Source organism: Streptococcus sp. k-402 (genome assembly GCF_013277515.1).
GTDB lineage: Bacteria > Bacillota > Bacilli > Lactobacillales > Streptococcaceae > Streptococcus.
Window position 1 is genome coordinate 62,312 of sequence record NZ_VMNB01000005.1, and the last position, 22,917, is coordinate 85,228.

The 22,917-nt window shown below is 41.6% G+C and carries 26 protein-coding genes and 1 tRNA gene; 26 read left to right on the forward strand and 1 reads right to left on the reverse strand.

The genetic code is table 11. The features are described 5' to 3' along the window. Positions 1 to 54: 54 nt before the first annotated feature. The 8 genes from rsmD to HT724_RS04615 all read left to right on the forward strand — a co-directional run bounded on the left by rsmD (position 55) and on the right by HT724_RS04615 (position 6,217). Positions 55 to 594: a 16S rRNA (guanine(966)-N(2))-methyltransferase RsmD gene (gene rsmD / locus HT724_RS04580; protein WP_050223226.1), complete on the forward strand. Its 540-nt coding sequence runs from the start codon at positions 55 to 57 to the stop codon at positions 592 to 594. After that, a complete protein-coding gene (coaD, locus tag HT724_RS04585) occupies positions 584 to 1,072 on the forward strand; it encodes a pantetheine-phosphate adenylyltransferase (protein ID WP_119947426.1) in 489 nt (162 codons plus the stop codon). The genes rsmD and coaD overlap by 11 nt, the downstream gene beginning before the upstream one ends. Further along, complete coding sequence (locus tag HT724_RS04590; protein WP_173274825.1) at positions 1,056 to 2,093, forward strand: SepM family pheromone-processing serine protease; 1,038 nt, start codon at positions 1,056 to 1,058, stop codon at positions 2,091 to 2,093. The genes coaD and HT724_RS04590 overlap by 17 nt, the downstream gene beginning before the upstream one ends. Before the next feature lie 56 nt (positions 2,094 to 2,149). Further along, positions 2,150 to 2,380, forward strand: a complete 231-nt coding sequence (locus HT724_RS04595; protein WP_138706243.1) for a DUF1146 family protein — start codon at positions 2,150 to 2,152, stop codon at positions 2,378 to 2,380. 23 nt (positions 2,381 to 2,403) lie between these two features. Continuing rightward, positions 2,404 to 3,687 (forward strand): UDP-N-acetylglucosamine 1-carboxyvinyltransferase, encoded by a 1,284-nt coding sequence (gene murA / locus HT724_RS04600; protein WP_173275256.1) that lies wholly within the window; start codon positions 2,404 to 2,406, stop codon positions 3,685 to 3,687. Beyond that, positions 3,680 to 3,868, forward strand: coding sequence for a DNA-directed RNA polymerase subunit beta (locus HT724_RS04605; RefSeq protein WP_025169706.1), 189 nt, complete (start codon positions 3,680 to 3,682; stop codon positions 3,866 to 3,868). Before murA ends, HT724_RS04605 begins: the two co-directional genes overlap by 8 nt. 38 nt (positions 3,869 to 3,906) lie before the next feature. Further along, positions 3,907 to 4,731, forward strand: a complete 825-nt coding sequence (locus HT724_RS04610) for a DNA/RNA non-specific endonuclease (protein ID WP_112445122.1) — start codon at positions 3,907 to 3,909, stop codon at positions 4,729 to 4,731. A 154-nt stretch (positions 4,732 to 4,885) separates the two neighbouring features. Continuing rightward, entirely contained in the window at positions 4,886 to 6,217 is a 1,332-nt protein-coding gene (locus tag HT724_RS04615; protein ID WP_173275259.1) for a hemolysin family protein, read from the forward strand. Between the two features lie 197 nt (positions 6,218 to 6,414). Here the strand turns inward: HT724_RS04615 and HT724_RS04620 are convergent. Next, positions 6,415 to 6,485 (reverse strand) — tRNA-Cys (locus HT724_RS04620). Between the two features lie 168 nt (positions 6,486 to 6,653). Between HT724_RS04620 and HT724_RS04625 the strand changes: the two genes are divergently transcribed. The 18 genes from HT724_RS04625 (at position 6,654) to yidD (ending at position 22,891) form a co-directional block, all read left to right on the forward strand. Further along, positions 6,654 to 8,642: a peptide ABC transporter substrate-binding protein gene (locus HT724_RS04625; RefSeq protein ID WP_173275262.1), complete on the forward strand. Its 1,989-nt coding sequence runs from the start codon at positions 6,654 to 6,656 to the stop codon at positions 8,640 to 8,642. 66 nt (positions 8,643 to 8,708) lie between these two features. Beyond that, positions 8,709 to 10,205, forward strand: coding sequence for an ABC transporter permease (locus HT724_RS04630; RefSeq protein ID WP_173275265.1), 1,497 nt, complete (start codon positions 8,709 to 8,711; stop codon positions 10,203 to 10,205). Then, positions 10,205 to 11,131, forward strand: coding sequence for an oligopeptide ABC transporter permease OppC (oppC, locus tag HT724_RS04635; RefSeq protein WP_000103703.1), 927 nt, complete (start codon positions 10,205 to 10,207; stop codon positions 11,129 to 11,131). The genes HT724_RS04630 and oppC overlap by 1 nt, the downstream gene beginning before the upstream one ends. An 8-nt stretch (positions 11,132 to 11,139) precedes the next feature. After that, entirely contained in the window at positions 11,140 to 12,207 is a 1,068-nt protein-coding gene (locus HT724_RS04640; RefSeq protein WP_000159551.1) for an ABC transporter ATP-binding protein, read from the forward strand. 10 nt (positions 12,208 to 12,217) lie between these two features. Beyond that, entirely contained in the window at positions 12,218 to 13,144 is a 927-nt protein-coding gene (locus tag HT724_RS04645; RefSeq protein ID WP_042900321.1) for an ATP-binding cassette domain-containing protein, read from the forward strand. Positions 13,145 to 13,702: 558 nt separating this feature from the next. Beyond that, positions 13,703 to 14,680 carry an ABC transporter substrate-binding protein gene (locus HT724_RS04650; protein ID WP_173275267.1) on the forward strand — a complete coding sequence of 326 codons (978 nt, stop codon included), beginning with the start codon at positions 13,703 to 13,705 and terminating at the stop codon, positions 14,678 to 14,680. Between the two features lie 11 nt (positions 14,681 to 14,691). Beyond that, positions 14,692 to 15,585, forward strand: coding sequence for an ABC transporter permease (locus HT724_RS04655; protein ID WP_173275270.1), 894 nt, complete (start codon positions 14,692 to 14,694; stop codon positions 15,583 to 15,585). Positions 15,586 to 15,597: 12 nt separating this feature from the next. Further along, on the forward strand, positions 15,598 to 16,401 hold the full coding sequence (locus HT724_RS04660) for an ATP-binding cassette domain-containing protein (RefSeq protein ID WP_173275274.1): 804 nt from the start codon (positions 15,598 to 15,600) through the stop codon (positions 16,399 to 16,401). Positions 16,402 to 16,726: 325 nt separating this feature from the next. After that, positions 16,727 to 16,975 (forward strand): YneF family protein, encoded by a 249-nt coding sequence (locus tag HT724_RS04665; protein ID WP_000364990.1) that lies wholly within the window; start codon positions 16,727 to 16,729, stop codon positions 16,973 to 16,975. 200 nt (positions 16,976 to 17,175) lie between these two features. Continuing rightward, on the forward strand, positions 17,176 to 17,970 hold the full coding sequence (gene racE, locus HT724_RS04670; RefSeq protein ID WP_000370378.1) for a glutamate racemase: 795 nt from the start codon (positions 17,176 to 17,178) through the stop codon (positions 17,968 to 17,970). After that, positions 17,967 to 18,938 carry a nucleoside-triphosphate diphosphatase gene (locus HT724_RS04675; RefSeq protein WP_173275276.1) on the forward strand — a complete coding sequence of 324 codons (972 nt, stop codon included), beginning with the start codon at positions 17,967 to 17,969 and terminating at the stop codon, positions 18,936 to 18,938. Before racE ends, HT724_RS04675 begins: the two co-directional genes overlap by 4 nt. Then, positions 18,914 to 19,435, forward strand: a complete 522-nt coding sequence (locus HT724_RS04680) for a metallophosphoesterase (RefSeq protein WP_173275279.1) — start codon at positions 18,914 to 18,916, stop codon at positions 19,433 to 19,435. Before HT724_RS04675 ends, HT724_RS04680 begins: the two co-directional genes overlap by 25 nt. Beyond that, positions 19,432 to 19,893 (forward strand): cyclic-di-AMP-binding protein CbpB, encoded by a 462-nt coding sequence (cbpB, locus tag HT724_RS04685; protein ID WP_173275282.1) that lies wholly within the window; start codon positions 19,432 to 19,434, stop codon positions 19,891 to 19,893. Before HT724_RS04680 ends, cbpB begins: the two co-directional genes overlap by 4 nt. Next, positions 19,890 to 20,624 carry a site-specific tyrosine recombinase XerD gene (xerD, locus tag HT724_RS04690; protein ID WP_345890307.1) on the forward strand — a complete coding sequence of 245 codons (735 nt, stop codon included), beginning with the start codon at positions 19,890 to 19,892 and terminating at the stop codon, positions 20,622 to 20,624. Before cbpB ends, xerD begins: the two co-directional genes overlap by 4 nt. Further along, positions 20,624 to 21,352: a segregation/condensation protein A gene (locus HT724_RS04695; RefSeq protein WP_173275286.1), complete on the forward strand. Its 729-nt coding sequence runs from the start codon at positions 20,624 to 20,626 to the stop codon at positions 21,350 to 21,352. The genes xerD and HT724_RS04695 overlap by 1 nt, the downstream gene beginning before the upstream one ends. A gap of 18 nt (positions 21,353 to 21,370) precedes the next feature. Further along, positions 21,371 to 21,940 carry an SMC-Scp complex subunit ScpB gene (gene scpB, locus HT724_RS04700; RefSeq protein ID WP_000105302.1) on the forward strand — a complete coding sequence of 190 codons (570 nt, stop codon included), beginning with the start codon at positions 21,371 to 21,373 and terminating at the stop codon, positions 21,938 to 21,940. After that, the gene (locus HT724_RS04705) at positions 21,927 to 22,649 is read left to right on the forward strand and encodes a pseudouridine synthase (protein WP_173275292.1); all 723 of its coding nucleotides are present in this window, start codon (positions 21,927 to 21,929) and stop codon (positions 22,647 to 22,649) included. Before scpB ends, HT724_RS04705 begins: the two co-directional genes overlap by 14 nt. Next, positions 22,649 to 22,891, forward strand: a complete 243-nt coding sequence (yidD, locus tag HT724_RS04710) for a membrane protein insertion efficiency factor YidD (RefSeq protein ID WP_084927008.1) — start codon at positions 22,649 to 22,651, stop codon at positions 22,889 to 22,891. Before HT724_RS04705 ends, yidD begins: the two co-directional genes overlap by 1 nt. Positions 22,892 to 22,917: the final 26 nt, after the last annotated feature.

Here is a 22,917-nt window from a genome sequence, read left to right on the forward strand (position 1 = left end):
CGCAAGGTTCGGTTTTCTTTCTCTTTTTGTCTATAATTTGGTATAATAAACAGTATGAAAATCGTATCAGGAATCTATGGGGGACGTCCCCTCAAGACACTAGAGGGCAAGACGACAAGACCTACTTCAGATAAGGTTAGGGGAGCCATTTTTAACATGATTGGTCCCTACTTTGAAGGGGGACGAGTCTTGGACCTTTATGCAGGTAGTGGTGGTTTATCTATCGAAGCAGTATCGCGTGGCATGTCCAGCTCTGTTTTGGTGGAGCGAGACCGTAAGGCTCAGACCATCGTGGCTGAAAATATCCAGATGACCAAGGATGTTGGAAAATTTCAACTCCTCAAGATGGATGCAGAAAGGGCATTGGAGCAGGTATCTGGGGAATTTGACCTTATTTTCTTAGACCCTCCTTATGCCAAGGAACAAATGGTAGCAGATATTGAAAAAATGGCTGAGAGAGAGCTTTTTTCTGAAGATGTCATGGTTGTGTGTGAGACGGATAAGGCCGTTGAACTTCCAGAAGAAATTGCCTGCCTGGGTATCTGGAAGGAAAAGATTTATGGAATTAGTAAGGTGACAGTCTATGTCAGATAAGATTGGCTTATTCACAGGCTCATTTGATCCGATGACAAATGGGCATCTGGATATGATTGAACGGGCGAGCAGACTTTTTGATAAGCTCTATGTTGGTATTTTTTTTAATCCCCACAAACAAGGATTTCTCCCTATCGAAAATCGTAAACGGGGATTAGAAAAGGCTTTGGAAGATTTGGGGAATGTTGAAGTCGTCTCTTCTCATGATGAATTGGTAGTTGATGTTGCGAAAAGACTGGGGGCTACTTGCCTAGTGCGTGGTTTGAGGAATGCAGCGGATTTGCAATATGAAGCCAGTTTTGATTACTACAACCATCAGCTGTCTCCTGATATAGAGACCATTTATTTACATAGCAGACCTGAACATCTCTATCTCAGTTCATCAGGTGTTAGAGAACTATTGAAGTTTGGTCAGGATATTGCCTGCTATGTTCCTGAGAGTATTTTGGAGGAAATAAGAAATGAAAAAAAAGATTAGATGGCCCTTATATGTCATTGCGGCCTTGATAGCGACTTTCTTGGCATTTGTGGTGCCCTTGCCCTACTATATAGAGGTTCCAGGTGGTTCGGAAGATATTCGCCAAGTCCTTAAAGTAAATGACACAGAAGATCAGGCGGCTGGGGCCTATCACTTCGTTACGGTTGGTGTCCAGCATGCCACTTTAGCCCATATGGTTTATGCTTGGTTGACGCCTTTTACAGATATTCGTAGTGCTCAGGAGACTACAGGTGGTTCTTCAGATGTAGAATTTATGCGAATCAATCAATTCTACATGCAAACATCACAAAATATGGCCAAGTATCAAGGTCTAAAAACAGCTGGTAAGGATATCGAACTCAAGTACTTTGGGGTTTATGTCTTGAATGTGACGGATAATTCAACCTTTAAAGGGATTCTCAATATCTCTGATACGGTCACAGCAGTCAATGATCAGACCTTTGATAGTTCCAAAGACTTGATTGATTACGTCAGTTCTCAAAAATTAGGGGACTCCGTCAAGGTCACCTATGAAGAGGATGGGCAAACCAAGTCTGCAGAAGGAAAGATTATCAGCTTGGAAAATGGAAAAAATGGGATTGGAATCGGCTTGATTGATCGTACAGAGGTAATCAGCAATATCCCAATTAGCTTTTCAACAGCTGGTATTGGCGGCCCAAGTGCTGGTCTCATGTTTAGTCTAGCTATCTATACTCAAATAGCTCACCCAGGTCTTCGTAATGGTCGTATTGTTGCCGGTACAGGAACCATTGACCGTGATGGGAATGTGGGGGACATTGGAGGTATTGATAAAAAGGTTGTAGCTTCGGCTAGGGCAGGTGCTGCTATTTTCTTTGCCCCTGATAACCCTGTTAGCGAAGAAGAACAAAAAGCGCATCCGAATGCGAAAAACAACTACCAAACAGCCCTAGAAGCAGCTAAAACAATCAAGACAGATATGAAAATCGTGCCAGTTAAAACCTTACAAGATGCAATTGATTACTTGAAAAACAACCCCTAGTTTTAAGTTAAGTTTCCAAACTAGCGCACAAACAGAGAAGATGGTATAATAGTCAAATGGTTCAATTATTATTCACTCTAAGCAGTCACATGCTCTTTATTTATGTGAGTTTTTACCTTTTAAAGAATCTTGTTAGATGGGAAAAGGTTTTAAAAGTGACAGCTGAGAATACAGGAAAAGTTCGTTTATTAGTAGCCTTTTTTAGCATTGTCATGGGCTACATCCTGAGTTCTTTCTTTATCAGCCTGTATCAGTTGTGGCAAGAAGCGCTTAGAGGATTATTATAAAATCAAGAGTAAAGGAAACGAGTATGGACAAAATTGTGGTTCAAGGTGGCGATAATCGTCTGGTAGGAAGTGTTACGATTGAAGGAGCAAAGAATGCAGTCTTGCCCTTGTTGGCAGCGACTATTCTAGCAAGTGAAGGAAAGACAGTCTTACAGAATGTACCGATCTTGTCGGATGTCTTTATTATGAATCAGGTGGTTGGTGGTTTGAATGCCAAGGTTGACTTTGATGAGGAGGCTCATCTTGTCGAGGTGGATGCTACTGGCGACATCACTGAGGAAGCCCCTTATAAGTATGTCAGCAAGATGCGCGCCTCCATCGTTGTCTTGGGACCAATTCTTGCCCGTGTAGGTCATGCTAAGGTATCCATGCCAGGTGGTTGTACGATTGGTAGCCGTCCTATTGATCTTCATTTGAAAGGTCTGGAAGCTATGGGGGCTAAGATTAGCCAGACAGCTGGTTACATCGAAGCCAAGGCTGATCGCTTACACGGTGCCCATATCTATATGGACTTTCCAAGTGTTGGTGCTACGCAGAACTTGATGATGGCTGCAACTCTAGCTGATGGGGTGACAGTGATTGAAAATGTTGCGCGTGAGCCTGAGATTGTGGACCTAGCCATTCTCCTCAATGAAATGGGAGCCAAGGTTAAGGGTGCTGGTACAGAGACCATTACCATTACTGGTGTTGAGAAACTTCATGGTACGACTCACAATGTAGTCCAAGACCGTATCGAAGCAGGAACCTTTATGGTAGCTGCTGCCATGACTGGTGGTGATGTCTTGATTAAAGACGCTGTTTGGGAGCACAACCGTCCCTTGATTGCCAAATTGCTTGAAATGGGAGTGGAAGTGACGGAGGAGACGGAAGGAATTCGCGTTCGCTCTCAACTAGAAAATCTAAAAGCTGTCCATGTGAAAACCTTGCCCCACCCAGGATTTCCAACAGATATGCAGGCTCAATTTACAGCCTTGATGACAGTTGCAAAAGGCGAATCAACCATGGTGGAGACAGTTTTCGAAAATCGTTTCCAACACCTAGAAGAAATGCGTCGTATGGGCTTACACTCGGAGATTATCCGTGATACAGCTCGTATTGTTGGTGGGCAACCTTTGCAGGGAGCGGAAGTTCTTTCTACTGACCTTCGTGCCAGTGCAGCCTTGATTTTGACAGGTTTGGTAGCACAGGGAGAAACTGTAGTTGGTAAATTGGTTCACTTGGATAGAGGCTACTACCGTTTCCATGAGAAATTGGCGCAGTTAGGTGCTAAGATTCAGCGGATTGAGGCAAGTGATGAAGATGAATAAGAAATCAAGCTACGTAGTCAAGCGTTTACTTTTAGTCATCATAGTACTGATTTTAGGCGTTCTAGCCCTAGGAATCGGTTTAATGGTCGGTTATGGAATCTTGGGCAAGGGTCAAGATCCGTGGGCTATCCTGTCTCCAGCAAAATGGCAGGAATTGATTCATAAATTTACAGGAAATTAGGCTGGGAGACCAGCCTTTTTCTAAAGATAAGGAGAAATATGAACAAAAAAACAAGACAGACACTGATTGGTTTGCTAGTGTTATTGCTCTTATCTGCGGGGAGCTACTATATTAAGCAGACTGAACTAGGAAATCAGGCTGCTAAGACAAAAATGAGTCAGAAAAGTCAATCACCAGACGCGCCTGGTCAAGAATTGGCGGAAAGTGTCTTAACAGACGCAGTCAAAAGCCAAATAAAAGGGAGTCTGGAGTGGAACGGGGCTGGTGCTTTTATCGTCAATGGTAATAAAACAAACCTAAATGCCAAGGTTTCAAGTAAGCCCTACGCTGATAATAAGACAAAGACAGTGGGCAAGGAAACAGTGCCAACCGTAGCTAATGCCCTCTTGTCTAAGGCTACTCGCCAGTACAAGAATCGTGAAGAAACCGGGAATGGTTCGACTTCTTGGACTCCACCAGGTTGGCATCAGGTCAAGAATCTAAAGGGCTCTTATACCCATGCAGTCGATAGAGGTCACTTGTTAGGCTATGCCTTAATCGGTGGTTTGGATGGTTTTGATGCCTCGACAAGCAATCCTAAAAACATTGCTGTTCAGACAGCCTGGGCAAATCAGGCGCAGGCCGAGGATTCGACTGGTCAAAACTACTATGAAAGTAAGGTGCGTAAAGCCTTGGATAAAAACAAGCGTGTCCGTTACCGTGTAACCCTTTACTACGCTTCAAACGAGGATTTAGTTCCTTCAGCTTCACAGATTGAAGCCAAGTCTTCGGATGGAGAATTGGAATTCAATGTTCTAGTTCCCAATGTTCAAAAGGGACTTCAACTGGATTACCGAACTGGAGAAGTAACTGTAACTCAGTAAAATATGAAATAAACTCCTATGTCACTTGTGGATATAGGAGTTCTTTTCTGGACAATTTAAGTAGAACTAGAATAGACACTGATAAAAAATAATATGTACTGGACTAGATTTTGTGATATAATAAAGGATAAGATACTATTTTAGGAGAAGAACTATGGAAGACCCAAGTAGTCAGAATTTGTTGCTACAATTTGTTTTATTGTTTATCTTGACGATATTAAATGCCTTTTTCTCAGCCACAGAAATGGCCATGGTTTCTCTTAATCGTGCCCGAGTTGAACAAAAGGCGGAAGAAGGAGACAGACGCTACATCCGCCTGCTGAAGGTACTAGAAAATCCTAACCACTTTTTATCAACCATTCAGGTAGGAATCACCCTGATTACAATCTTATCAGGGGCGAGTTTAGCTGATACTCTAGGACGTGTGATTGCCTCTTGGCTTGGGAATGGCGAAACAGCACAAGCCGTGGCAACTTTTCTATCCTTGGCATTTTTGACCTATATTTCCATCGTTTTTGGGGAATTATATCCTAAGAGAATCGCTCTTAATCTAAAGGATGCCTTGGCCATTCGTACAGCGCCGGTTATCATTGGGATCGGAAAACTAGTCAGTCCTTTTGTTTGGCTTTTAGCTGCTTCGACCAATTTCTTGAGCCATTTGACTCCTATGTCATTCGATGATGCGGATGAAAAGATGACCCGTGATGAAATTGCCTATATGCTGACAAATAGTGAAGAAACATTGGATGCTGATGAGATTGAGATGCTACAAGGTGTCTTTTCGCTCGATGAACTGATGGCACGAGAGGTTATGGTTCCTCGAACGGATGCCTTTATGGTGGATATTCAGGATGATAGTCAAGCCATTATCCAAAGTATTTTAAAACAAAACTTTTCCCGTATACCAGTTTACGATGGGGATAAGGACAATGTGATTGGAATCATTCACACTAAGAGTCTCCTTAAGGCTGGTTTTGTGGACGGTTTTGATAACATTGTATGGAAGAAAATCTTACAAGATCCACTTTTTGTACCTGAAACTATTTTTGTGGATGACTTGCTAAAAGAATTGCGAAACACCCAAAGACAAATGGCAATCTTACTGGATGAATACGGCGGTATGGCTGGTTTGGTGACCTTGGAAGACCTTTTAGAGGAAATTGTTGGTGAAATTGATGATGAAACGGACAAGGCAGCAATAGATGTTCATCAGATTGGCGAGGATACCTACATTGTTCAAGGAACTATGACCCTCAATGATTTCAATAATTACTTTGATGTTGAACTGGAAAGTGATGACGTTGATACCATCGCTGGTTATTATTTGACAGGAGTTGGAACCATTCCGACGACTGAGAAACTCAGCTATGAATTGGTCAGCCAAAATAAACAACTTATCTTAACCAATGATAAAGTGAAAAATGGACGTGTTACCAAGGTAAAAGTCCAAATTACCGAAGTCGAAATAGAAGAAGAAACAGAGTAAACTAGAGGCTTTTGTCACCATGCGTGACGAAGCTTTTTTCAGTTGATTTCATGAGGGAATTATGTCATGGAAAGAACTTTGACCCAAACTCGCCCCAAAAGTTTTTTAAAGTTATACGTATTTATTCGAGGAAAAAGAAAAAAGCCCTTTAAATTGGGCTTTCTATTTAAATGAAACTTGATAAATCAAGTTATAGAAGGCGGTAGACGGATTTGAACCGACGATCAAGCTTTTGCAGAGCCGTGCCTTACCACTTGGCTATACCGCCTTAACGTTTATTATTATACCTTGAAAATCATTCTCAGTCAATAGTTTTTTTAGATTTTTTGTATGAATAAGCCTAAATATTCTGAAAATTCGTTTATTTTTCTTGAAACATCTTAAAATCTATGGTATAATCGATAATAACCTATACTTTATTACGAGGAGTGAAGAAATGAAAAAAAGTCAAGTGCTTGCTGTAGCAGGAGCTACCTTATTAGCGTCAGGAGTTCTAGCTGCGTGTTCAAACACTAGTTCAAATAATGCGAAACTAGCAAAAGATTACCAATATGTTTATCAAACAGATCCAGAAACCTTGGATTATATCGTCAGCAATATCGATTCAACATCATTCATCACAACAAATGCTGTAGATGGTTTGTTGGCTAACGATAAATATGGTAATCTGGTTCCTTCTATTGCTGAATCATGGACAGTTTCAAAAGATGGTTTGACGTATACCTATAAAATCCGTAAGGATGCTAAATGGGTGACAGCAGAGGGAGAAGAGTACGCTCCTGTCACTGCTAAAGACTTCGTTACTGGTTTGAAACATGCGGTAGATGGGAAATCAAAAGGACTTTCAATCGTTAGCTCTTCTATTAAGGGATTAGAAGCATATATTAAGGGTGAAACAAGCGATTTTTCAACCGTCGGAGTAAAAGCACTCGATGACCAAACACTAGAGTATACCTTGAACCAGCCAGAAACTTTCTGGAATGACAAGACCACTAGTGGTGTTTTGATGCCAGTTAATGAAGAATTCTTAGCTTCAAAAGGGGAAGGTTTTGGTTCTCCAACAGATGCTAACTCTATTCTTTATAACGGTCCATTTGTCTTGAAGGCTGTAACTCCTAAATCATCTATCGAGATGGCTAAAAATGATGCTTACTGGGATAAAGAAAATGTAAAAATTGAGAACGTTAAGTTCACTTTCTGGGATGGTAAGGATCAAGATGTAATTGCCAAAGGTTTTTCTGATGGTCAATATAGCAAGGCTCGTATCTTCCCTACAAGTTCTACATATGAAAAATATGCAGCTGATTTCAAAGATAACATTTACTTTAATGAACCAGGTGCGGGTGTTGCAACTGTCAGCTTGAACTATGGCCGTACAACCTATAACCACACTGCTAAGACAAGTGATGCCCAAAAGACATCTACTCAAAAAGCTTTGCTAAATAAGGAATTCCGTCAAGCCTTGAACTTTGCAGTCGATCGCAATTCTTACTCAGCTCAAACAAATGGTACTGATGGAGCGGCGGTAGCCATCCGTAATACATTTGCACCATATAATCTTCAAGTTGGTAAGAAAACATTTGGTGAATTGGTACAAGATAGCTTGGCTAAGACAAATTCTTCTACTTGGTCAAACGTATCTCTAGCAGATTCTCAAAATGGCCTTTACAATGAAGAAAAAGCTAAAGAAGTCTTTGCTAAAGCTAAATCAAGCCTACAAGCTGAAGGTGTTGAATTCCCAATCCACTTGGATGCCTTGGTTATCCAAGAATCAACAGCGGTTGTAAACCGTGTTCAATCATTGAAGCAATCAATTGAAAAAGTATTGGGCTCAGATAATGTTGTTGTAGACTTGCAACAAATGACTCAAGCAGAAGCTTTACCAATTTCATTTAGTGCTCCAACAGCTAAAGAGCAAGATTGGGATATCCACACCTTGCTAGGATGGAACCCTGACTATCAAGATCCTTCTACTTTCTTAGATCAGTTTGTCATCAAGGGAGGAAACACTCGCCTTTACCTTGGTATTGACCAAAACACGGATGCATCAGTAGTAAGCAAACTTGCTTTAGCTGACTATGGAAAATTACTTGATGATGCAAACAGCGAAAACCAAGATGTTCAAAAACGTTATGAAAAATACGCGGTAGCACAAGCTTGGTTGACTGACAATGCTTTGACAATTCCAGTAATGGCTTCTCCTAAAGAAACAGCCGTTTCATATGTTTCAAAAGTTCTACCATTTAGCTCATCATATTCTGAATCTGGTCTTAAAGGTGAAAATTCAGGATACTTGAAGTACACTGAAGTTGGTGAAAAAGCAATCACCAAAGAAGAGTATGAAAAAGCTCGTGAAAAATGGTTGAAAGAAAAAGCTGAATCAAATGAGAAAGCTCAAAAAGAATTGGCAAGTCATGTGAAGTAAATAATTTCTAATAGAACTTTCTCTCCATGAGGAGAAGGTTCTTTTGGGATTTTTAAAGGAAATAATATGAAAAAATATATTTTTATGCGTGTTTTGCGGTCATTGGTTTCGATTTTCTTAGTAACGACTTTGACCTACACGATTATCTATACCTTGGTTCCTCGAAAATTGATTTTCAAGCAGGATCCTAACTATAATAAAATTGCGACAACGGCTGATAAACGTGATAACTATGAAAATACTGTGTTTGAGCGTATGGGCTACATTGAGTATTACGATACTAAGGAGTTGCAAGAAAAGGCAAGTAGCATGGATTCTTCTGTAACAGTAGAGGCAAATGCGACCAATAAAGCTATTTATGAAAAGTACATCAATCAATTAGGTCATGGTTGGACTTTGGGAGAATTTACTGAAAGTGGTCAATTCTATGCTACTCGTGAAATTCCAATTTTTGAACGTGTTTTTCACTTCTATGTTAACTTGATTGACATTGACCATACAAATAAAATTCAAGACCCTGAAAATCCAGACTTGAAACGTTACCTTCGTTTCGAAAATGATCCAGCTATCGGTTGGTCATTGGTCGGTTCGGGTACTAAACATAAATATCTCTTGTACTTCAACAGTCAGTTCCCATTTGTGCATCAAAATTTTGTGAATATCAATTTAGGTGACTCTTACCCAACCTATGCTAATACACCAGTTCTTCAGGTTATTACTCAAGGTCAAGGACAAACCAAAACTGCTCAAGTTCAGTTCCCAACAGGTAAGAAAACGTCTTCTGTAAATATTTACTCGAGAACCTACAAGTCACCTAGTCAGGCTGACTCTCGTGAAGTAGCTAGCTATGGGAAAGATGATCCTTATACAGCGACTGAAAGTAATTACCAATATCCATCTATGATTGTCAGCTCTGCTATTGCTGGTTTGATTGGTTTGGTGATTTCTTATGCGATTGCCGTGCCACTTGGTTCAGCCATGGCTCGCTTCAAGAACACTTGGATCGATAGCTTCTCAACAGGGGCTTTGACCTTCTTGATGGCACTTCCAACAATCGCCCTTGTTTATATTGTTCGATTGCTTGGTTCCTCAATTGGTTTACCAGATTCATTCCCTATCTTAGGGGCTGGAGATTGGCGTTCTTACGTTTTACCAGCAGTCATCCTTGGTTTGTTGGGTGCTCCTGGTACAGCTATTTGGATTCGTCGTTACATGATTGACTTGCAATCTCAAGACTTTGTTCGTTTTGCTCGTGCAAAAGGTTTGTCTGAAAAAGAAATTTCAAACAAACACATCTTCAAAAATGCCATGGTTCCGCTGGTTTCAGGAATTCCTGGTGCCGTTATTGGGGTTATCGGTGGTGCAACCCTTACTGAAACAGTCTTTGCCTTCCCAGGTATGGGTAAAATGTTGATTGACTCTGTAAAAGCATCTAATAACTCTATGGTCGTTGGTCTTGTCTTCATCTTTACATGTATTTCTATCTTCTCCCTTCTTTTAGGAGATATTTGGATGACCATTATTGACCCACGTATTAAATTGACTGAGAAAGGAGGCAAATAATGTCTACAATCGATAAAGAAAAATTTCAGTTTGTAAAACGTGACGATTTTGCCTCTGAAACTATTGATGCGCCAGCATATTCTTACTGGAAGTCAGTGTTTAGACAATTTATGAAGAAAAAATCAACTGTAGTCATGTTGGGAATCTTAGTAGCCATCATTTTGATGAGTTTCATCTACCCAATGTTTTCTAAGTTTGATTTCAATGATGTCAGCAAGGTAAACGACTTTAGTGCTCGTTATATCAAGCCAAATGCTGAGCATTGGTTCGGTACTGACAGTAACGGTAAATCTCTCTTTGACGGTGTCTGGTTCGGAGCTCGTAACTCTATCCTCATTTCTGTGATTGCGACAGTGATTAACTTGGTTATCGGTGTTTTTGTCGGTGGTATTTGGGGTATTTCAAAATCAGTTGACCGCGTGATGATGGAAGTTTATAACGTCATCTCAAACATCCCATCTCTTTTGATTGTCATTGTCTTGACTTACTCAATCGGAGCTGGATTCTGGAATCTGATTTTTGCCATGAGTGTAACAACATGGATTGGAATTGCCTTCATGATCCGTGTGCAAATCTTGCGTTATCGTGATTTGGAATACAACTTGGCGTCACGTACTTTGGGAACACCGACCTTGAAGATTGTTGCCAAAAACATTATGCCACAATTGGTATCTGTTATTGTGACAACCATGACCCAAATGCTTCCAAGCTTTATCTCATACGAAGCCTTCTTGTCATTCTTCGGTCTTGGATTACCGATTACCGTACCAAGTTTGGGTCGTTTGATTTCAGATTATTCACAAAACGTAACAACTAATGCTTACTTGTTCTGGATTCCATTGACAACTCTTGTCTTGGTATCCTTGTCCCTTTTCGTAGTTGGTCAAAACTTAGCGGATGCTAGTGATCCACGTACACATAGATAGGAGTAGAAATGACAAAAGAAAAAAATGTAATTTTGACTGCTCGCGATATTGTCGTGGAATTTGACGTTCGTGACAAAGTATTGACAGCCATTCGCGGCGTTTCCCTTGAACTAGTTGAAGGAGAAGTATTAGCCTTGGTAGGTGAGTCAGGATCAGGAAAATCTGTTTTGACAAAGACCTTCACAGGTATGCTCGAAGAAAATGGTCGCATTGCCCAAGGTAGTATTGACTACCGTGGTCAAGATTTGACAGCTCTATCTTCTCACAAAGATTGGGAACAAATTCGTGGTGCTAAGATTGCGACTATCTTCCAAGATCCAATGACTAGTTTGGACCCAATTAAAACAATTGGTAGTCAGATTACAGAAGTTATTGTAAAACACCAAGGAAAAACAGCCAAAGAAGCGAAAGAATTGGCCATTGACTACATGAATAAGGTTGGGATTCCAGATGCAGATAGACGTTTTGATGAATACCCATTCCAATATTCTGGAGGAATGCGTCAACGTATCGTTATTGCGATTGCCCTTGCCTGCCGACCTGATGTCTTGATCTGTGATGAGCCAACAACTGCCTTGGATGTGACTATTCAAGCTCAGATTATTGATTTGCTGAAATCTTTACAAAACGAGTATCATTTTACAACAATCTTTATCACCCACGACCTTGGTGTGGTAGCAAGTATTGCGGATAAGGTAGCGGTTATGTATGCAGGAGAAATCGTTGAGTATGGAACTGTTGAGGAAGTCTTCTATGACCCTCGCCATCCATATACATGGAGTCTCTTGTCTAGCTTGCCTCAGCTTGCTGATGATAAAGGGGATCTTTACTCAATCCCAGGAACACCTCCGTCGCTTTATACTGACCTGAAAGGGGATGCCTTTGCCTTGCGCTCTGACTATGCAATGCAGATTGACTTCGAACAAAAAGCTCCTCAATTCTCAGTATCAGAGACACATTGGGCTAAAACTTGGCTTCTTCATGAGGATGCTCCAAAAGTAGAAAAACCAGCTGTGATTGCAAATCTCCACGATAAGATCCGTGAAAAAATGGGATTTGCCCATCTGGAAGACTAGGAGGAAGGAAATGTCTGAAAAATTAGTAGAAATCAAAGATTTAGAAATTTCCTTCGGTGAAGGAAGTAAGAAGTTTGTCGCAGTTAAAAATGCTAACTTCTTTATCAACAAGGGAGAAACTTTCTCGCTTGTAGGTGAGTCCGGTAGTGGGAAAACAACTATTGGTCGTGCGATAATCGGTCTCAATGATACAAGTAATGGAGATATCATTTTTGAAGGTCAAAAGATTAATGGTAAGAAATCGCGTGAACAAGCTGCAGAATTGATTCGTCGTATCCAGATGATTTTCCAAGACCCTGCGGCAAGTTTGAATGAACGTGCGACTGTTGATTATATTATTTCTGAAGGTCTTTACAATCATCATCTGTTCAAAGATGAAGAAGAACGTAAAGAGAAAGTTAAAAATATTATCCGTGAAGTGGGGCTTCTTGCTGAGCACTTGACTCGTTACCCTCATGAGTTCTCAGGTGGTCAACGTCAACGTATCGGTATTGCCCGTGCCTTGGTCATGCAACCAGATTTTGTTATTGCGGATGAGCCCATTTCAGCCTTGGACGTTTCTGTACGTGCCCAAGTCTTGAACTTGCTTAAAAAATTCCAAAAAGAGCTCGGTTTGACCTATCTCTTTATCGCCCATGATTTGTCGGTCGTTCGCTTTATTTCAGATCGTATCGCAGTTATTTACAAGGGTGTTATTGTAGAGGTTGCAGAGACAGAAGAATTGTTTAACAATCCAATTCACCCATATACTCAAGCCTTACTTTCAGCGGTACCAATTCCAGATCCAATCTTGGAACGTAAGAAGGTCTTGAAGGTTTATGATCCAAGTCAACACGACTATGAGACTGATAAGCCGTCTATGGTTGAAATCCGTCCAGGTCACTATGTTTGGGCTAACCAAGCCGAATTGGCGCGTTATCAACAAGGATTAAACTAATAATGGTTTTATAATTTCCATGTCAATTTTTATGGAAATTATAAACCTTTTTTTGTTGGACTGATTTGAAAAACTTTGAAAGCATCCTGAAAGAATTTTCGAAAAATTTTAAAATATTCTGAAATATTCTTGACAGGTGATGAAAAAGGTGGTAAGATAGGAAACATCAAAAAAGAAAGCAGAAAAAGAAATGAATAAGAAACAAGCTGTAACGATGAATCAAAACTTTTACTTTAGCTACTTTAGATAGTGTTTGTAGACATGTCACCATGGATGCAAACAGTTCAAGCAATTTGTTTGTATCTATGTGGCTAAGATTTTTGATTATGGTCCATATAGATGAATATCTAAATGGACTAGCTAAGTTATAACTTGTTAGATTATTTCAAGCATCCGTTTAGGTATTATCTAGGCGGTTTTTTGTTTTATACTCTTCGAAAATCAAATTCAAACCACGTCAACGTCGCCTTGCCGTACTCAAGTACAGCCTGCGGCTAGTTTCCTAGTTTGCTCTTTGATTTTCATTGAGTATTATCTTTTCTGAGAAGGAGTTTCATTATGAAAGTTGTTCGAAAATTACTAGCCCCCCTCTTGGTAGTGGGGATTCTCTTGACCTCTCTGATTAGTTTGCATCAGTTGAAGGCAGATAAGAAAAAAGATGTGTTTCGTATCGGTATTTCGCAATTTATTACCCACCAGTCCTTAGACGCTACTAGAGAAGGATTTGTGGATGAACTGGCCAAGCAAGGCTATATTGAAGGGAAAAATATTGAGATTGATTTGCAAAATGCACAGGGAGAACAACGAAATCTAAAAACGATTTCCCAGCAACTAGCAGAATCTAGTGATGTCGTTCTAGCTATCGCAACGCCTTCTGCTCAGAGCTTGGCCAATACAACACAAACGACACCTGTTATCTTTTCAGCGGTAACAGATCCTGTCAGTGCCAAGTTAGTTGAGTCAAGAGAGCATCCTGGGGGCAATGTAACTGGGACAAGCGATCAGTCATCAGATGCCATTTCAACCCAAATCAATTTGATAAAGAAAGTGTTGCCAAAAGCTAAAACGATTGGAATCCTCTATACTCAGAGCGAGCCAAACTCGGTTGTCCAAAAGGATGAAGCTAAGCGCCTTCTGGAAGAAAAAGGCTTTACCGTTGTTGAAAAAACAATCTTGGACAGTAATAACGTCAAGGCTGCTGCAGAAAGCTTGATGGCAGAGGTGGATATGGTTTTTGTACCAACGGATAATATCATTTCATCAACCATGGAAACAGTCAAGCAGGTTTCTATTAAACACAAGGTTCCAGTATTTGGTGGTTCAACAGAAATGGTTGCGGTTGGTGGCTTGTATAACTACGGAACCAATTATGAAGAATTGGGAAGACAGACAGCTCGCATGCTGGTTCGTGTCTTAAAGGGTGAGAAGCCAGAAAATATAGCAGTTGAGTTGCCTGAAAAACTGGAATTGCATACCAATCAAGAAATGGCAGATGCATTGGGAATTGATATTAGTAAGTTAGAAAGCAAGGAATAAGGAGATTTAAGATGAATTTTGTATTATCTAGTTTATCAGAAGGTTTGTTGTGGTCGATTATGGCTATTGGGGTCTACTTGACTTTCCGTATTTTGGATATTGCGGATATGACTGCTGAGGGAGCCTTTCCTCTGGGGGCAGCAGTCGTTGTATCACAGATACAGGCAGGGACAAATCCTTGGATTGCGACCGTACTTGCTTTGCTGGCAGGTATGGTAGCAGGTCTGGTATCAGGAATGCTCCACACCAAGATGAAAATTCCAGCTCTCTTGACAGGTATTGTGACCTTGACAGGGCTTTATTCAATCAATATTAAAATCATGGGAAGCGTGCCCAATCTTTCCTTGGGAGATTCTTCAACTGTCTTTAAACAATTGGCGAGCTTAGGGCTGACAACTGAAGAAGCTGTTTTCTCATTCAGTTTGGCCTGTCTCTTACTTGTTTGTTTGGTCTTGACTCTTTTGATGAAAACAGAGATTGGCTTGGTCTTGCGTTCGACTGGAGACAATATTCCGATGAGTGAGGCCAATGGGGTCAATGTAGACACCATGAAGATTGTTGGTTACATGATTTCAAACGGCTTGATTGCCCTATGTGGTTCCTTGTTTGCCCAAAATGATGGATTTTCAGATGTGACTTCTGGGACAGGAACCATTGTTGTTGGTTTGAGTGCAGTGATTATTGCGGAAGTCTTGATTCACGACTTGACCATTGGAGGTCGCTTGTTATCCATCGGAATCGGTGCTATTGTATACCGTTTGATTATTTTAAATATCTATGAAATTCCAAATCTAGATCAAAACTTAGTTCGTCTCTTTAATGCAATCTTGCTCGCCTTGGTTTTATTTGCACCAGAATTGCAAAAGAGATCAAAGATTCGTGGTCTGAAATTGAGAAATGAATAGGAGGAGAAAGTTATGGTAAGTTTGTTAACACTTGAAAATATTCACAAAACATTTGAAGCAGGGACGGTCAATGAGAACCATGTCCTCAAAGGATTAGATTTAGAAGTTGAAGAGGGAGATTTTATCTCTGTTATCGGTGGAAATGGAGCAGGGAAATCCACTTTGATGAATATCTTGGCTGGCAATCTATCGGTGGATGAAGGGGACCTTCTACTGGCAGGCAAATCCATTAAAAATCTGAGTGTAAGAAAGAGAGCCAAGGATATCGCCCGTGTTTTTCAAGATCCGAAGATGGGGACAGCTTCTCGTTTGACGATTGAGGAGAATATGGCTATTGCCTTGAGACGCGGGCAGAAGAGAGGGCTTGGCTGGGGTGTGAAGGAGAAGGACAGAATCCAGTTCCAAGAAGCCCTGAGAGAGTTGAATATTGGCCTTGAAAACCGCTTGAAAGTGGATACTCAATATCTCTCAGGAGGGCAAAGACAGGCTTTGACCCTAGTCATGGCAGCTCTGGTGAAACCCAAACTTTTGCTTTTGGATGAACATACTGCGGCACTTGACCCGAAAACTAGTCAAATGGTGATGGATTTGACGCAAAAGATTGTGGAACACCATCAGTTGACGACTTTGATGATTACCCATGATATGAACCATGCGATTGAGTATGGTAATCGTCTCATTATGCTCTATCAAGGCAAGATAGTGGTGGATGTTAAGGGAGAGGAGAAAAAGCATCTGACAGTTGAAGATCTCATGCATCTCTTCCAGAAAAATAGTGGGCAAAGTCTGGTCAGTGATGAATTAGTTTTGGGATAAAGAAAAAGGCTGAGATCTGGTGTCTCAGTCTTTTATTAGTACAAATGGATAGGCAGAAATATGAAATTGATACTCTTCGAAGATCTCTTTAAACCACGTCAGCTCTATCTGCAACCTCAAAACAGTGTTTTGAGCAGCATGCGGCTAGCTTCCTAGTTTGCTATTTGATTTTCATTGAGTATAAAGTCAGTAAGGAGCCCTCTTTCGTAGAAAAGCAGGGTTCTTTTTGCTGTCTATTCCCTCCCTGAAAGCGTAAAACAAACTGGTCAGGGTGGCTAGTTTGTGGTATAATGAAAGAGACTCAAAAAGAAACAGGAGAAAAATGATGGATTTACTATTAGCAATTGTATTGATTGTGCTAGCTTTTCTAGGAGGAGCTCTTGGAGGAATGTACTTGGTTCGTAAGCAAATTGAAAAAGAATTCGCTGACAACCCACGTTTGAATGCTGAAGCAGTTCGTACTCTTTTGAGTGCAAATGGTCAAAAACCAAGCGAAGCTAAGGTACAACAAGTTTACCACCAAATCATCCGCCAACAAAAGGCAGCCCTTGCTAACAATAAAAAGAAAAAATAAATAAGGAAAAGTCTGGGATGAAAGTTCCAGACTTCTCACTATGTTAGCTAAGGGTTTAGGGATGAGACTTTTTCCTTGCATTCTATTGATATTTGATTATGATTAAGAGAGATAGTTGTTGATCAGGCTGTCATTCAGTTCATAGAGACAAGTAATCATAATGAGCTATCAATCAGAAAAAAGACTAGAAAGAAGACTGTATGGATAATCGACCGATTGGTTTTTTGGATTCGGGTGTCGGGGGCTTGACCGTTGTGCGCGAGCTCATGCGCCAGCTTCCCCATGAAGAAATCGTCTATATTGGAGATTCGGCACGGGCGCCTTACGGGCCCCGTCCTGCTGAGCAAATTCGTGAATATACTTGGCAGTTGGTCAACTTTCTTTTGACCAAGGATGTCAAAATGATTGTCATTGCTTGTAATACTGCGACTGCGGTCGTCTGGGAAGAAATCAAGGCTCAACTAGATATTCCTGTCTTGGGTGTGATTTTGCCAGGAGCTTCGGCAGCAATCAAGTCCAGCCAAGGTGGGAAAATCGGAGTGATTGGAACACCCATGACGGTACAATCAGACATCTACCGTCAGAAAATCCATGATTTGGATCCGGACTTACAGGTGGAGAGTTTGGCCTGTCCCAAGTTTGCTCCCTTGGTGGAGTCGGGTGCCCTGTCAACCAGTGTCACCAAGAAAGTGGTCTATGAAACCCTACGTCCCTTGGTTGGAAAGGTAGATAGCCTGATTTTGGGTTGTACCCATTATCCGCTTCTCAGACCTATTATTCAAAATGTTATGGGGCCCAAGGTTCAACTTATCGATAGTGGGGCAGAGTGCGTACGGGACATTTCAGTCTTACTCAATTATTTTGAAATCAATCGTGGTCGCGATGCTGGACCACTTAATCACCGTTTTTACACAACAGCCAGCAGCCAAAGTTTTGCACAAATTGGTGAAGAATGGCTTGAAAAAGAGATTCATGTGGAGCATGTAGAATTATGACAAATAAAATTTATGAATACAAGGATGAACAGGACTGGTATGTCGGGTCCTATGGTATTTTTGGTGGCGTCCGGACGTTGACGGATGATGATTTGGATTTTCCTCTATTGGAGTTTGCCCAAAGATTTCGAGATGAGGATCGAGGTTTTCCTGTTTCTGTTACTGTTTTACGCTATGGTTCTCTCTACCGTTTATTGTCTTTTGTGGTAGATATCCTCAACCAAGAAATGGGACGAAATGTGGAAGTCATCCAACGTCAGGGGGCTTTTCTCTTAGTTGAAAATGGGCAACTCCTGCATGTAGAATTGCCTAAAGAAGGTGTTGATGTAGAAGTATTCTTTGAGACAAGCAAGGTCAGAGAAACCTTGTTGATTGCGACTCGAAACGAAGGCAAGACCAAAGAGTTCCGAGCTATCTTTGATAAGTTAGGCTACGATGTGGAAAATCTTAATGACTATCCTGACTTGCCTGAAGTAGCTGAAACAGGCATGACCTTCGAAGAAAATGCCCGTCTCAAGGCAGAAACCATTTCTCAATTAACGGGCAAGATGGTTTTGGCAGATGACTCAGGTCTCAAAGTCGATGTCCTTGGTGGCTTGCCAGGTGTCTGGTCAGCTCGTTTCGCAGGAGTGGGAGCTACTGACCGTGAAAACAATGCCAAACTCTTGCACGAATTGGCCATGGTCTTTGAACTCAAGGACCGCTCGGCTCAATTCCATACAACCCTAGTCGTAGCCAGTCCCAACAAGGAAAGCTTGGTTGTTGAAGCAGACTGGCCTGGCTACATTAACTTTGAACCTAAGGGTGAAAATGGCTTTGGCTATGACCCTCTCTTCCTTGTAGGAGAGACAGGCAAGTCCTCAGCTGAATTAACCCTTGAAGAAAAAAATAGTCAATCTCACCGTGCCTTAGCCGTTAAGAAACTTTTGGAGGTATTTCCATCATGGCAAAGCAAACCATCATTGTAATGAGCGATTCCCATGGAGATAGCTTGATTGTGGAAGAAATCCGTGATCGCTATGTGGGCAAAGTTGATGCCGTTTTTCATAACGGTGATTCTGAACTGCGTCCTGATTCTCCCCTTTGGGAAGGCATCCGTGTTGTTAAAGGGAACATGGACTTTTATGCCGGCTATCCAGAACGTTTGGTGACTGAGCTTGGTTCGACCAAGATTATCCAAACTCATGGTCACTTGTTTGATATCAATTTCAACTTTCAAAAGTTGGACTACTGGGCTCAGGAAGAAGAGGCCGATATTTGCCTCTATGGTCACTTGCATGTGCCAAGTGCTTGGATGGAAGGCAAGACCCTCTTTCTAAATCCAGGTTCCATCAGTCAACCACGTGGGAGCATCAGAGAATGTCTCTATGCTCGTGTGGAGATTGATGACAGTTATTTTAAAGTGGACTTTTTGACACGAGACCATGAGGTGTATCCGAGCTTATCCAAGGAGTTTAGCCGATGATTGCCAAGGAGTTTGAGACTTTCTTGTTGGGACAAGAAGAAACTTTTTTGACTCCTGCTGAAAATCTAGCTGTGTTGATTGATACCCACAATGCGGATCATGCGACCCTCTTGCTCAGTCAGATGACCTATACCCGTGTTCCTGTTGTGACAGATGAAAAACAGTTTGTTGGGACGATTGGGCTCAGAGATATTATGGCTTACCAGATGGAGCATGACTTGAGTCAAGAAATCATGGCAGATACGGATATTGTTTACATGACGAGAACGGACGTAGCGGTCGTCTCGCCTGATTTTACTATTACGGAGGTCTTGCACAAGCTGGTAGATGAGTCTTTCTTGCCAGTTGTGGATGCGTCTGGTATTTTCCAAGGAATTATCACGCGCAAGTCTATCCTCAAGGCAGTGAATGCCCTCTTGCATGACTTTAGTAAGGACTATGAGATTCGATGCAAATGAGAGATAGGATTTCAGACTTTTTAGAAGAAAAGCAGGGCTTGTCTACCAATTCTAAGCAGTCCTATAAGTATGATCTGGAGCAATTTTTAGACATTGTAGGTGAGCGGATTTCTGAGACTAGTCTCAAGATTTACCAAGCCCAGCTAGCCAATCTAAAAATCAGCGCCCAGAAGCGAAAGATTTCGGCCTGTAACCAATTTCTCTACTTTCTCTATCAAAAAGGAGAAGTGGATAGCTTTTACCGCTTAGAATTAGCCAAACAAGCTGAAAAGAAGACCGCAAAACCAGAAATTCTAGGCCTAGACTCTTTTTGGCAGGAAAGTAATTATCCAGAGGGTCGCTTGCTAGCGCTCTTAATCCTAGAAATGGGACTCTTGCCGAGTGAGATTTTAGCTCTCAAGGTTGAGGATATCAATCTGGATTTTCAGGTGTTGCGAATCCAGAAGGCTTCCCAACAGAGGATTGTCACCATTCCTACGACCTTGCTGTTAGAATTGGAACCCTTGATGGGCCAGACCTACCTCTTTGAAAGGGGAGGGAAAGCCTATTCTCGTCAGTGGGCCTTTCGTCAGCTAGAGTCCTTTGTCAAGGAGAAAGGGTTTCCATCCTTATCAGCTCAAGCCTTGCGGGAACAGTTCATTCTACGACAAATTGAAAACAAGGTCGATTTGTACGAAATTGCAAAAAAATTAGGATTAAAAACAGTCCTGACCTTAGAAAAATATAGATAATGGATATTAAATTAAAAGATTTTGAAGGGCCCTTGGACTTGCTCTTGCACCTGGTTTCTAAGTACCAGATGGATATCTACGATGTGCCTATTACGGAAGTTATCGAACAGTATCTAGCCTATGTCTCAACCCTTCAGGCTATGCGTCTGGAAGTGACGGGTGAGTATATGGTTATGGCCAGTCAGCTCATGTTGATCAAGAGCCGCATGCTCTTGCCAAAGGTAGCAGAAGTGACAGACTTGGAGGATGACCTAGAGCAGGATCTTCTCTCTCAAATCGAAGAATACCGCAAGTTCAAGCTCTTGGGGGAGCACTTGGAAGCCAAGCACCAAGATCGGGCCCAGTACTATTCCAAAGCACCGACAGAATTGATTTACGAAGATGCGGAGCTTGTGCATGACAAGACGACCATTGACCTCTTTTTGGCTTTTTCAAATATCCTAGCCAAGAAAAAAGAGGAGTTTGCACAGAATCACACGACTATCTTGCGGGATGAGTATAAGATTGAGGATATGATGGTCATCGTGAAAGAGTCCATGACTGGACGAGATCAATTGCGCTTGCAGGATTTGTTTAAGGAAGCCCAGAATGTCCAAGAGGTCATCACCCTCTTTTTGGCAACCCTAGAGTTAATCAAAACCCAGGAGCTGATTCTTGTGCAAGAGGAGAGTTTCGGAGATATTTATCTCATGGAAAAGAAGGAAGAAAGTCAAGTGGCCCAAAGCTAGACTTGATAGAGAGGAAAGATGAGTACTTTAGCAAAAATAGAAGCGCTCTTGTTTGTAGCGGGTGAAGATGGGATTAGAGTCCGCCAGTTAGCTGAACTCCTCTCTCTGCCACCGACAGGCATCCAACAGAGTTTAGAAAAATTAGCTCAGAAGTATGAAAAGGACCCAGATTCCAGTTTGGCTCTGATTGAGACAGGGGGCGCTTATAGATTGGTGACCAAACCTCAATTTGCAGAGATTTTGAAGGAATACTCTAAGGCACCTATCAACCAGAGTTTATCTCGGGCTGCCCTTGAGACCTTGTCCATCATTGCTTACAAACAGCCCATCACACGGATAGAGATTGATGCCATCCGTGGGGTCAACTCGAGTGGAGCCTTGGCAAAGTTGCAGGCTTTTGACTTGATTAAAGAAGACGGGAAAAAAGAAGTGTTGGGTCGTCCCAACCTCTATGTGACTACAGATTATTTCCTAGATTACATGGGGATAAACCATTTAGAAGAATTACCAGTGATTGATGAGCTTGAGATTCAAGCCCAAGAAAGCCAATTATTTGGTGAAAGGATAGAAGAAGATGAGAATCAATAAGTATATTGCCCACGCAGGTGTGGCCAGTAGGAGAAAAGCAGAAGAGCTGATCAAGCAAGGTTTGGTGACGGTTAACGGCCAAGTGGTACGTGAACTAGCAACGACCATCAAGTCAGGCGACAAGGTCGAAGTTGAAGGCCAGCCTATCTACAACGAAGAAAAGGTTTACTATCTGCTTAACAAACCACGCGGTGTCATTTCCAGTGTGACAGATGACAAGGGGCGTAAGACTGTTGTCGACCTCTTGCCTAACGTGAAGGAGCGCATCTACCCTGTAGGTCGTTTGGATTGGGATACATCAGGAGTTTTGATTTTGACTAATGATGGGGATTTTACGGATGAGATGATTCACCCTCGTAATGAGATTGACAAGGTTTATGTCGCGCGTGTTAAAGGTGTGGCCAATAAGGATAATCTCCGCCCCTTAACCCGTGGACTTGAGATTGATGGTAAGAAAACCAAACCAGCTGTCTATGAGATTTTCAAAGTTGATCCAGTCAAAAACCGCTCTGTGGTGCAGTTGACCATCCATGAAGGGCGTAACCACCAGGTTAAAAAGATGTTTGAAGCTGTCGGTCTCCAAGTGGACAAGTTGTCACGAACTCGTTTCGGACATCTAGACTTGACAGGACTCCGTCCAGGAGAATCCCGTCGTCTTAATAAAAAAGAAATCAGCCAACTACACACCATGGCTGTAACCAAGAAATAATGAAACGAATTTTAATAGCGCCTGTGCGCTTTTACCAACGTTTTATCTCACCAGCCTTTCCACCCTCTTGTCGCTTTGAGCCGACTTGTTCCAACTACATGATTGAGGCTATTGAAAAACATGGCTTCAAGGGTGTTTTGATGGGCTTGGCTCGAATTTTACGTTGCCATCCTTGGTCGAAAACAGGTAAGGACCCCGTCCCAGACCATTTTTCCCTTAAACGGAATCAAGAAGAAAAATGAGGCTAGGTAAAAATATTTTAGTGAAA

Excerpts from the sequence above, each read along its gene's own strand:
- HT724_RS04705 (WP_173275292.1), top strand. The coding sequence starts at position 21,927 with ATGAGAATCAATAAGTATATTGCCCACGCAGGTGTGGCCAGTAGGAGA.
- rsmD (WP_050223226.1), top strand. The coding sequence starts at position 55 with ATGAAAATCGTATCAGGAATCTATGGGGGACGTCCCCTCAAGACACTA.
- HT724_RS04590 (WP_173274825.1), top strand. The coding sequence starts at position 1,056 with ATGAAAAAAAAGATTAGATGGCCCTTATATGTCATTGCGGCCTTGATA.
- racE (WP_000370378.1), top strand. The coding sequence starts at position 17,176 with ATGGATAATCGACCGATTGGTTTTTTGGATTCGGGTGTCGGGGGCTTG.
- yidD (WP_084927008.1), top strand. The coding sequence starts at position 22,649 with ATGAAACGAATTTTAATAGCGCCTGTGCGCTTTTACCAACGTTTTATC.
- HT724_RS04675 (WP_173275276.1), top strand. The coding sequence starts at position 17,967 with ATGACAAATAAAATTTATGAATACAAGGATGAACAGGACTGGTATGTC.
- cbpB (WP_173275282.1), top strand. The coding sequence starts at position 19,432 with ATGATTGCCAAGGAGTTTGAGACTTTCTTGTTGGGACAAGAAGAAACT.
- HT724_RS04610 (WP_112445122.1), top strand. The coding sequence starts at position 3,907 with ATGAACAAAAAAACAAGACAGACACTGATTGGTTTGCTAGTGTTATTG.
- scpB (WP_000105302.1), top strand. The coding sequence starts at position 21,371 with ATGAGTACTTTAGCAAAAATAGAAGCGCTCTTGTTTGTAGCGGGTGAA.
- HT724_RS04625 (WP_173275262.1), top strand. The coding sequence starts at position 6,654 with ATGAAAAAAAGTCAAGTGCTTGCTGTAGCAGGAGCTACCTTATTAGCG.
- HT724_RS04650 (WP_173275267.1), top strand. The coding sequence starts at position 13,703 with ATGAAAGTTGTTCGAAAATTACTAGCCCCCCTCTTGGTAGTGGGGATT.
- HT724_RS04680 (WP_173275279.1), top strand. The coding sequence starts at position 18,914 with ATGGCAAAGCAAACCATCATTGTAATGAGCGATTCCCATGGAGATAGC.
- xerD (WP_345890307.1), top strand. The coding sequence starts at position 19,890 with ATGAGAGATAGGATTTCAGACTTTTTAGAAGAAAAGCAGGGCTTGTCT.
- HT724_RS04630 (WP_173275265.1), top strand. The coding sequence starts at position 8,709 with ATGAAAAAATATATTTTTATGCGTGTTTTGCGGTCATTGGTTTCGATT.
- HT724_RS04645 (WP_042900321.1), top strand. The coding sequence starts at position 12,218 with ATGTCTGAAAAATTAGTAGAAATCAAAGATTTAGAAATTTCCTTCGGT.
- HT724_RS04695 (WP_173275286.1), top strand. The coding sequence starts at position 20,624 with ATGGATATTAAATTAAAAGATTTTGAAGGGCCCTTGGACTTGCTCTTG.
- coaD (WP_119947426.1), top strand. The coding sequence starts at position 584 with ATGTCAGATAAGATTGGCTTATTCACAGGCTCATTTGATCCGATGACA.
- HT724_RS04640 (WP_000159551.1), top strand. The coding sequence starts at position 11,140 with ATGACAAAAGAAAAAAATGTAATTTTGACTGCTCGCGATATTGTCGTG.
- HT724_RS04655 (WP_173275270.1), top strand. The coding sequence starts at position 14,692 with ATGAATTTTGTATTATCTAGTTTATCAGAAGGTTTGTTGTGGTCGATT.
- HT724_RS04595 (WP_138706243.1), top strand. The coding sequence starts at position 2,150 with ATGGTTCAATTATTATTCACTCTAAGCAGTCACATGCTCTTTATTTAT.
- HT724_RS04660 (WP_173275274.1), top strand. The coding sequence starts at position 15,598 with ATGGTAAGTTTGTTAACACTTGAAAATATTCACAAAACATTTGAAGCA.
- oppC (WP_000103703.1), top strand. The coding sequence starts at position 10,205 with ATGTCTACAATCGATAAAGAAAAATTTCAGTTTGTAAAACGTGACGAT.
- HT724_RS04665 (WP_000364990.1), top strand. The coding sequence starts at position 16,727 with ATGGATTTACTATTAGCAATTGTATTGATTGTGCTAGCTTTTCTAGGA.
- HT724_RS04605 (WP_025169706.1), top strand. The coding sequence starts at position 3,680 with ATGAATAAGAAATCAAGCTACGTAGTCAAGCGTTTACTTTTAGTCATC.
- HT724_RS04615 (WP_173275259.1), top strand. The coding sequence starts at position 4,886 with ATGGAAGACCCAAGTAGTCAGAATTTGTTGCTACAATTTGTTTTATTG.
- murA (WP_173275256.1), top strand. The coding sequence starts at position 2,404 with ATGGACAAAATTGTGGTTCAAGGTGGCGATAATCGTCTGGTAGGAAGT.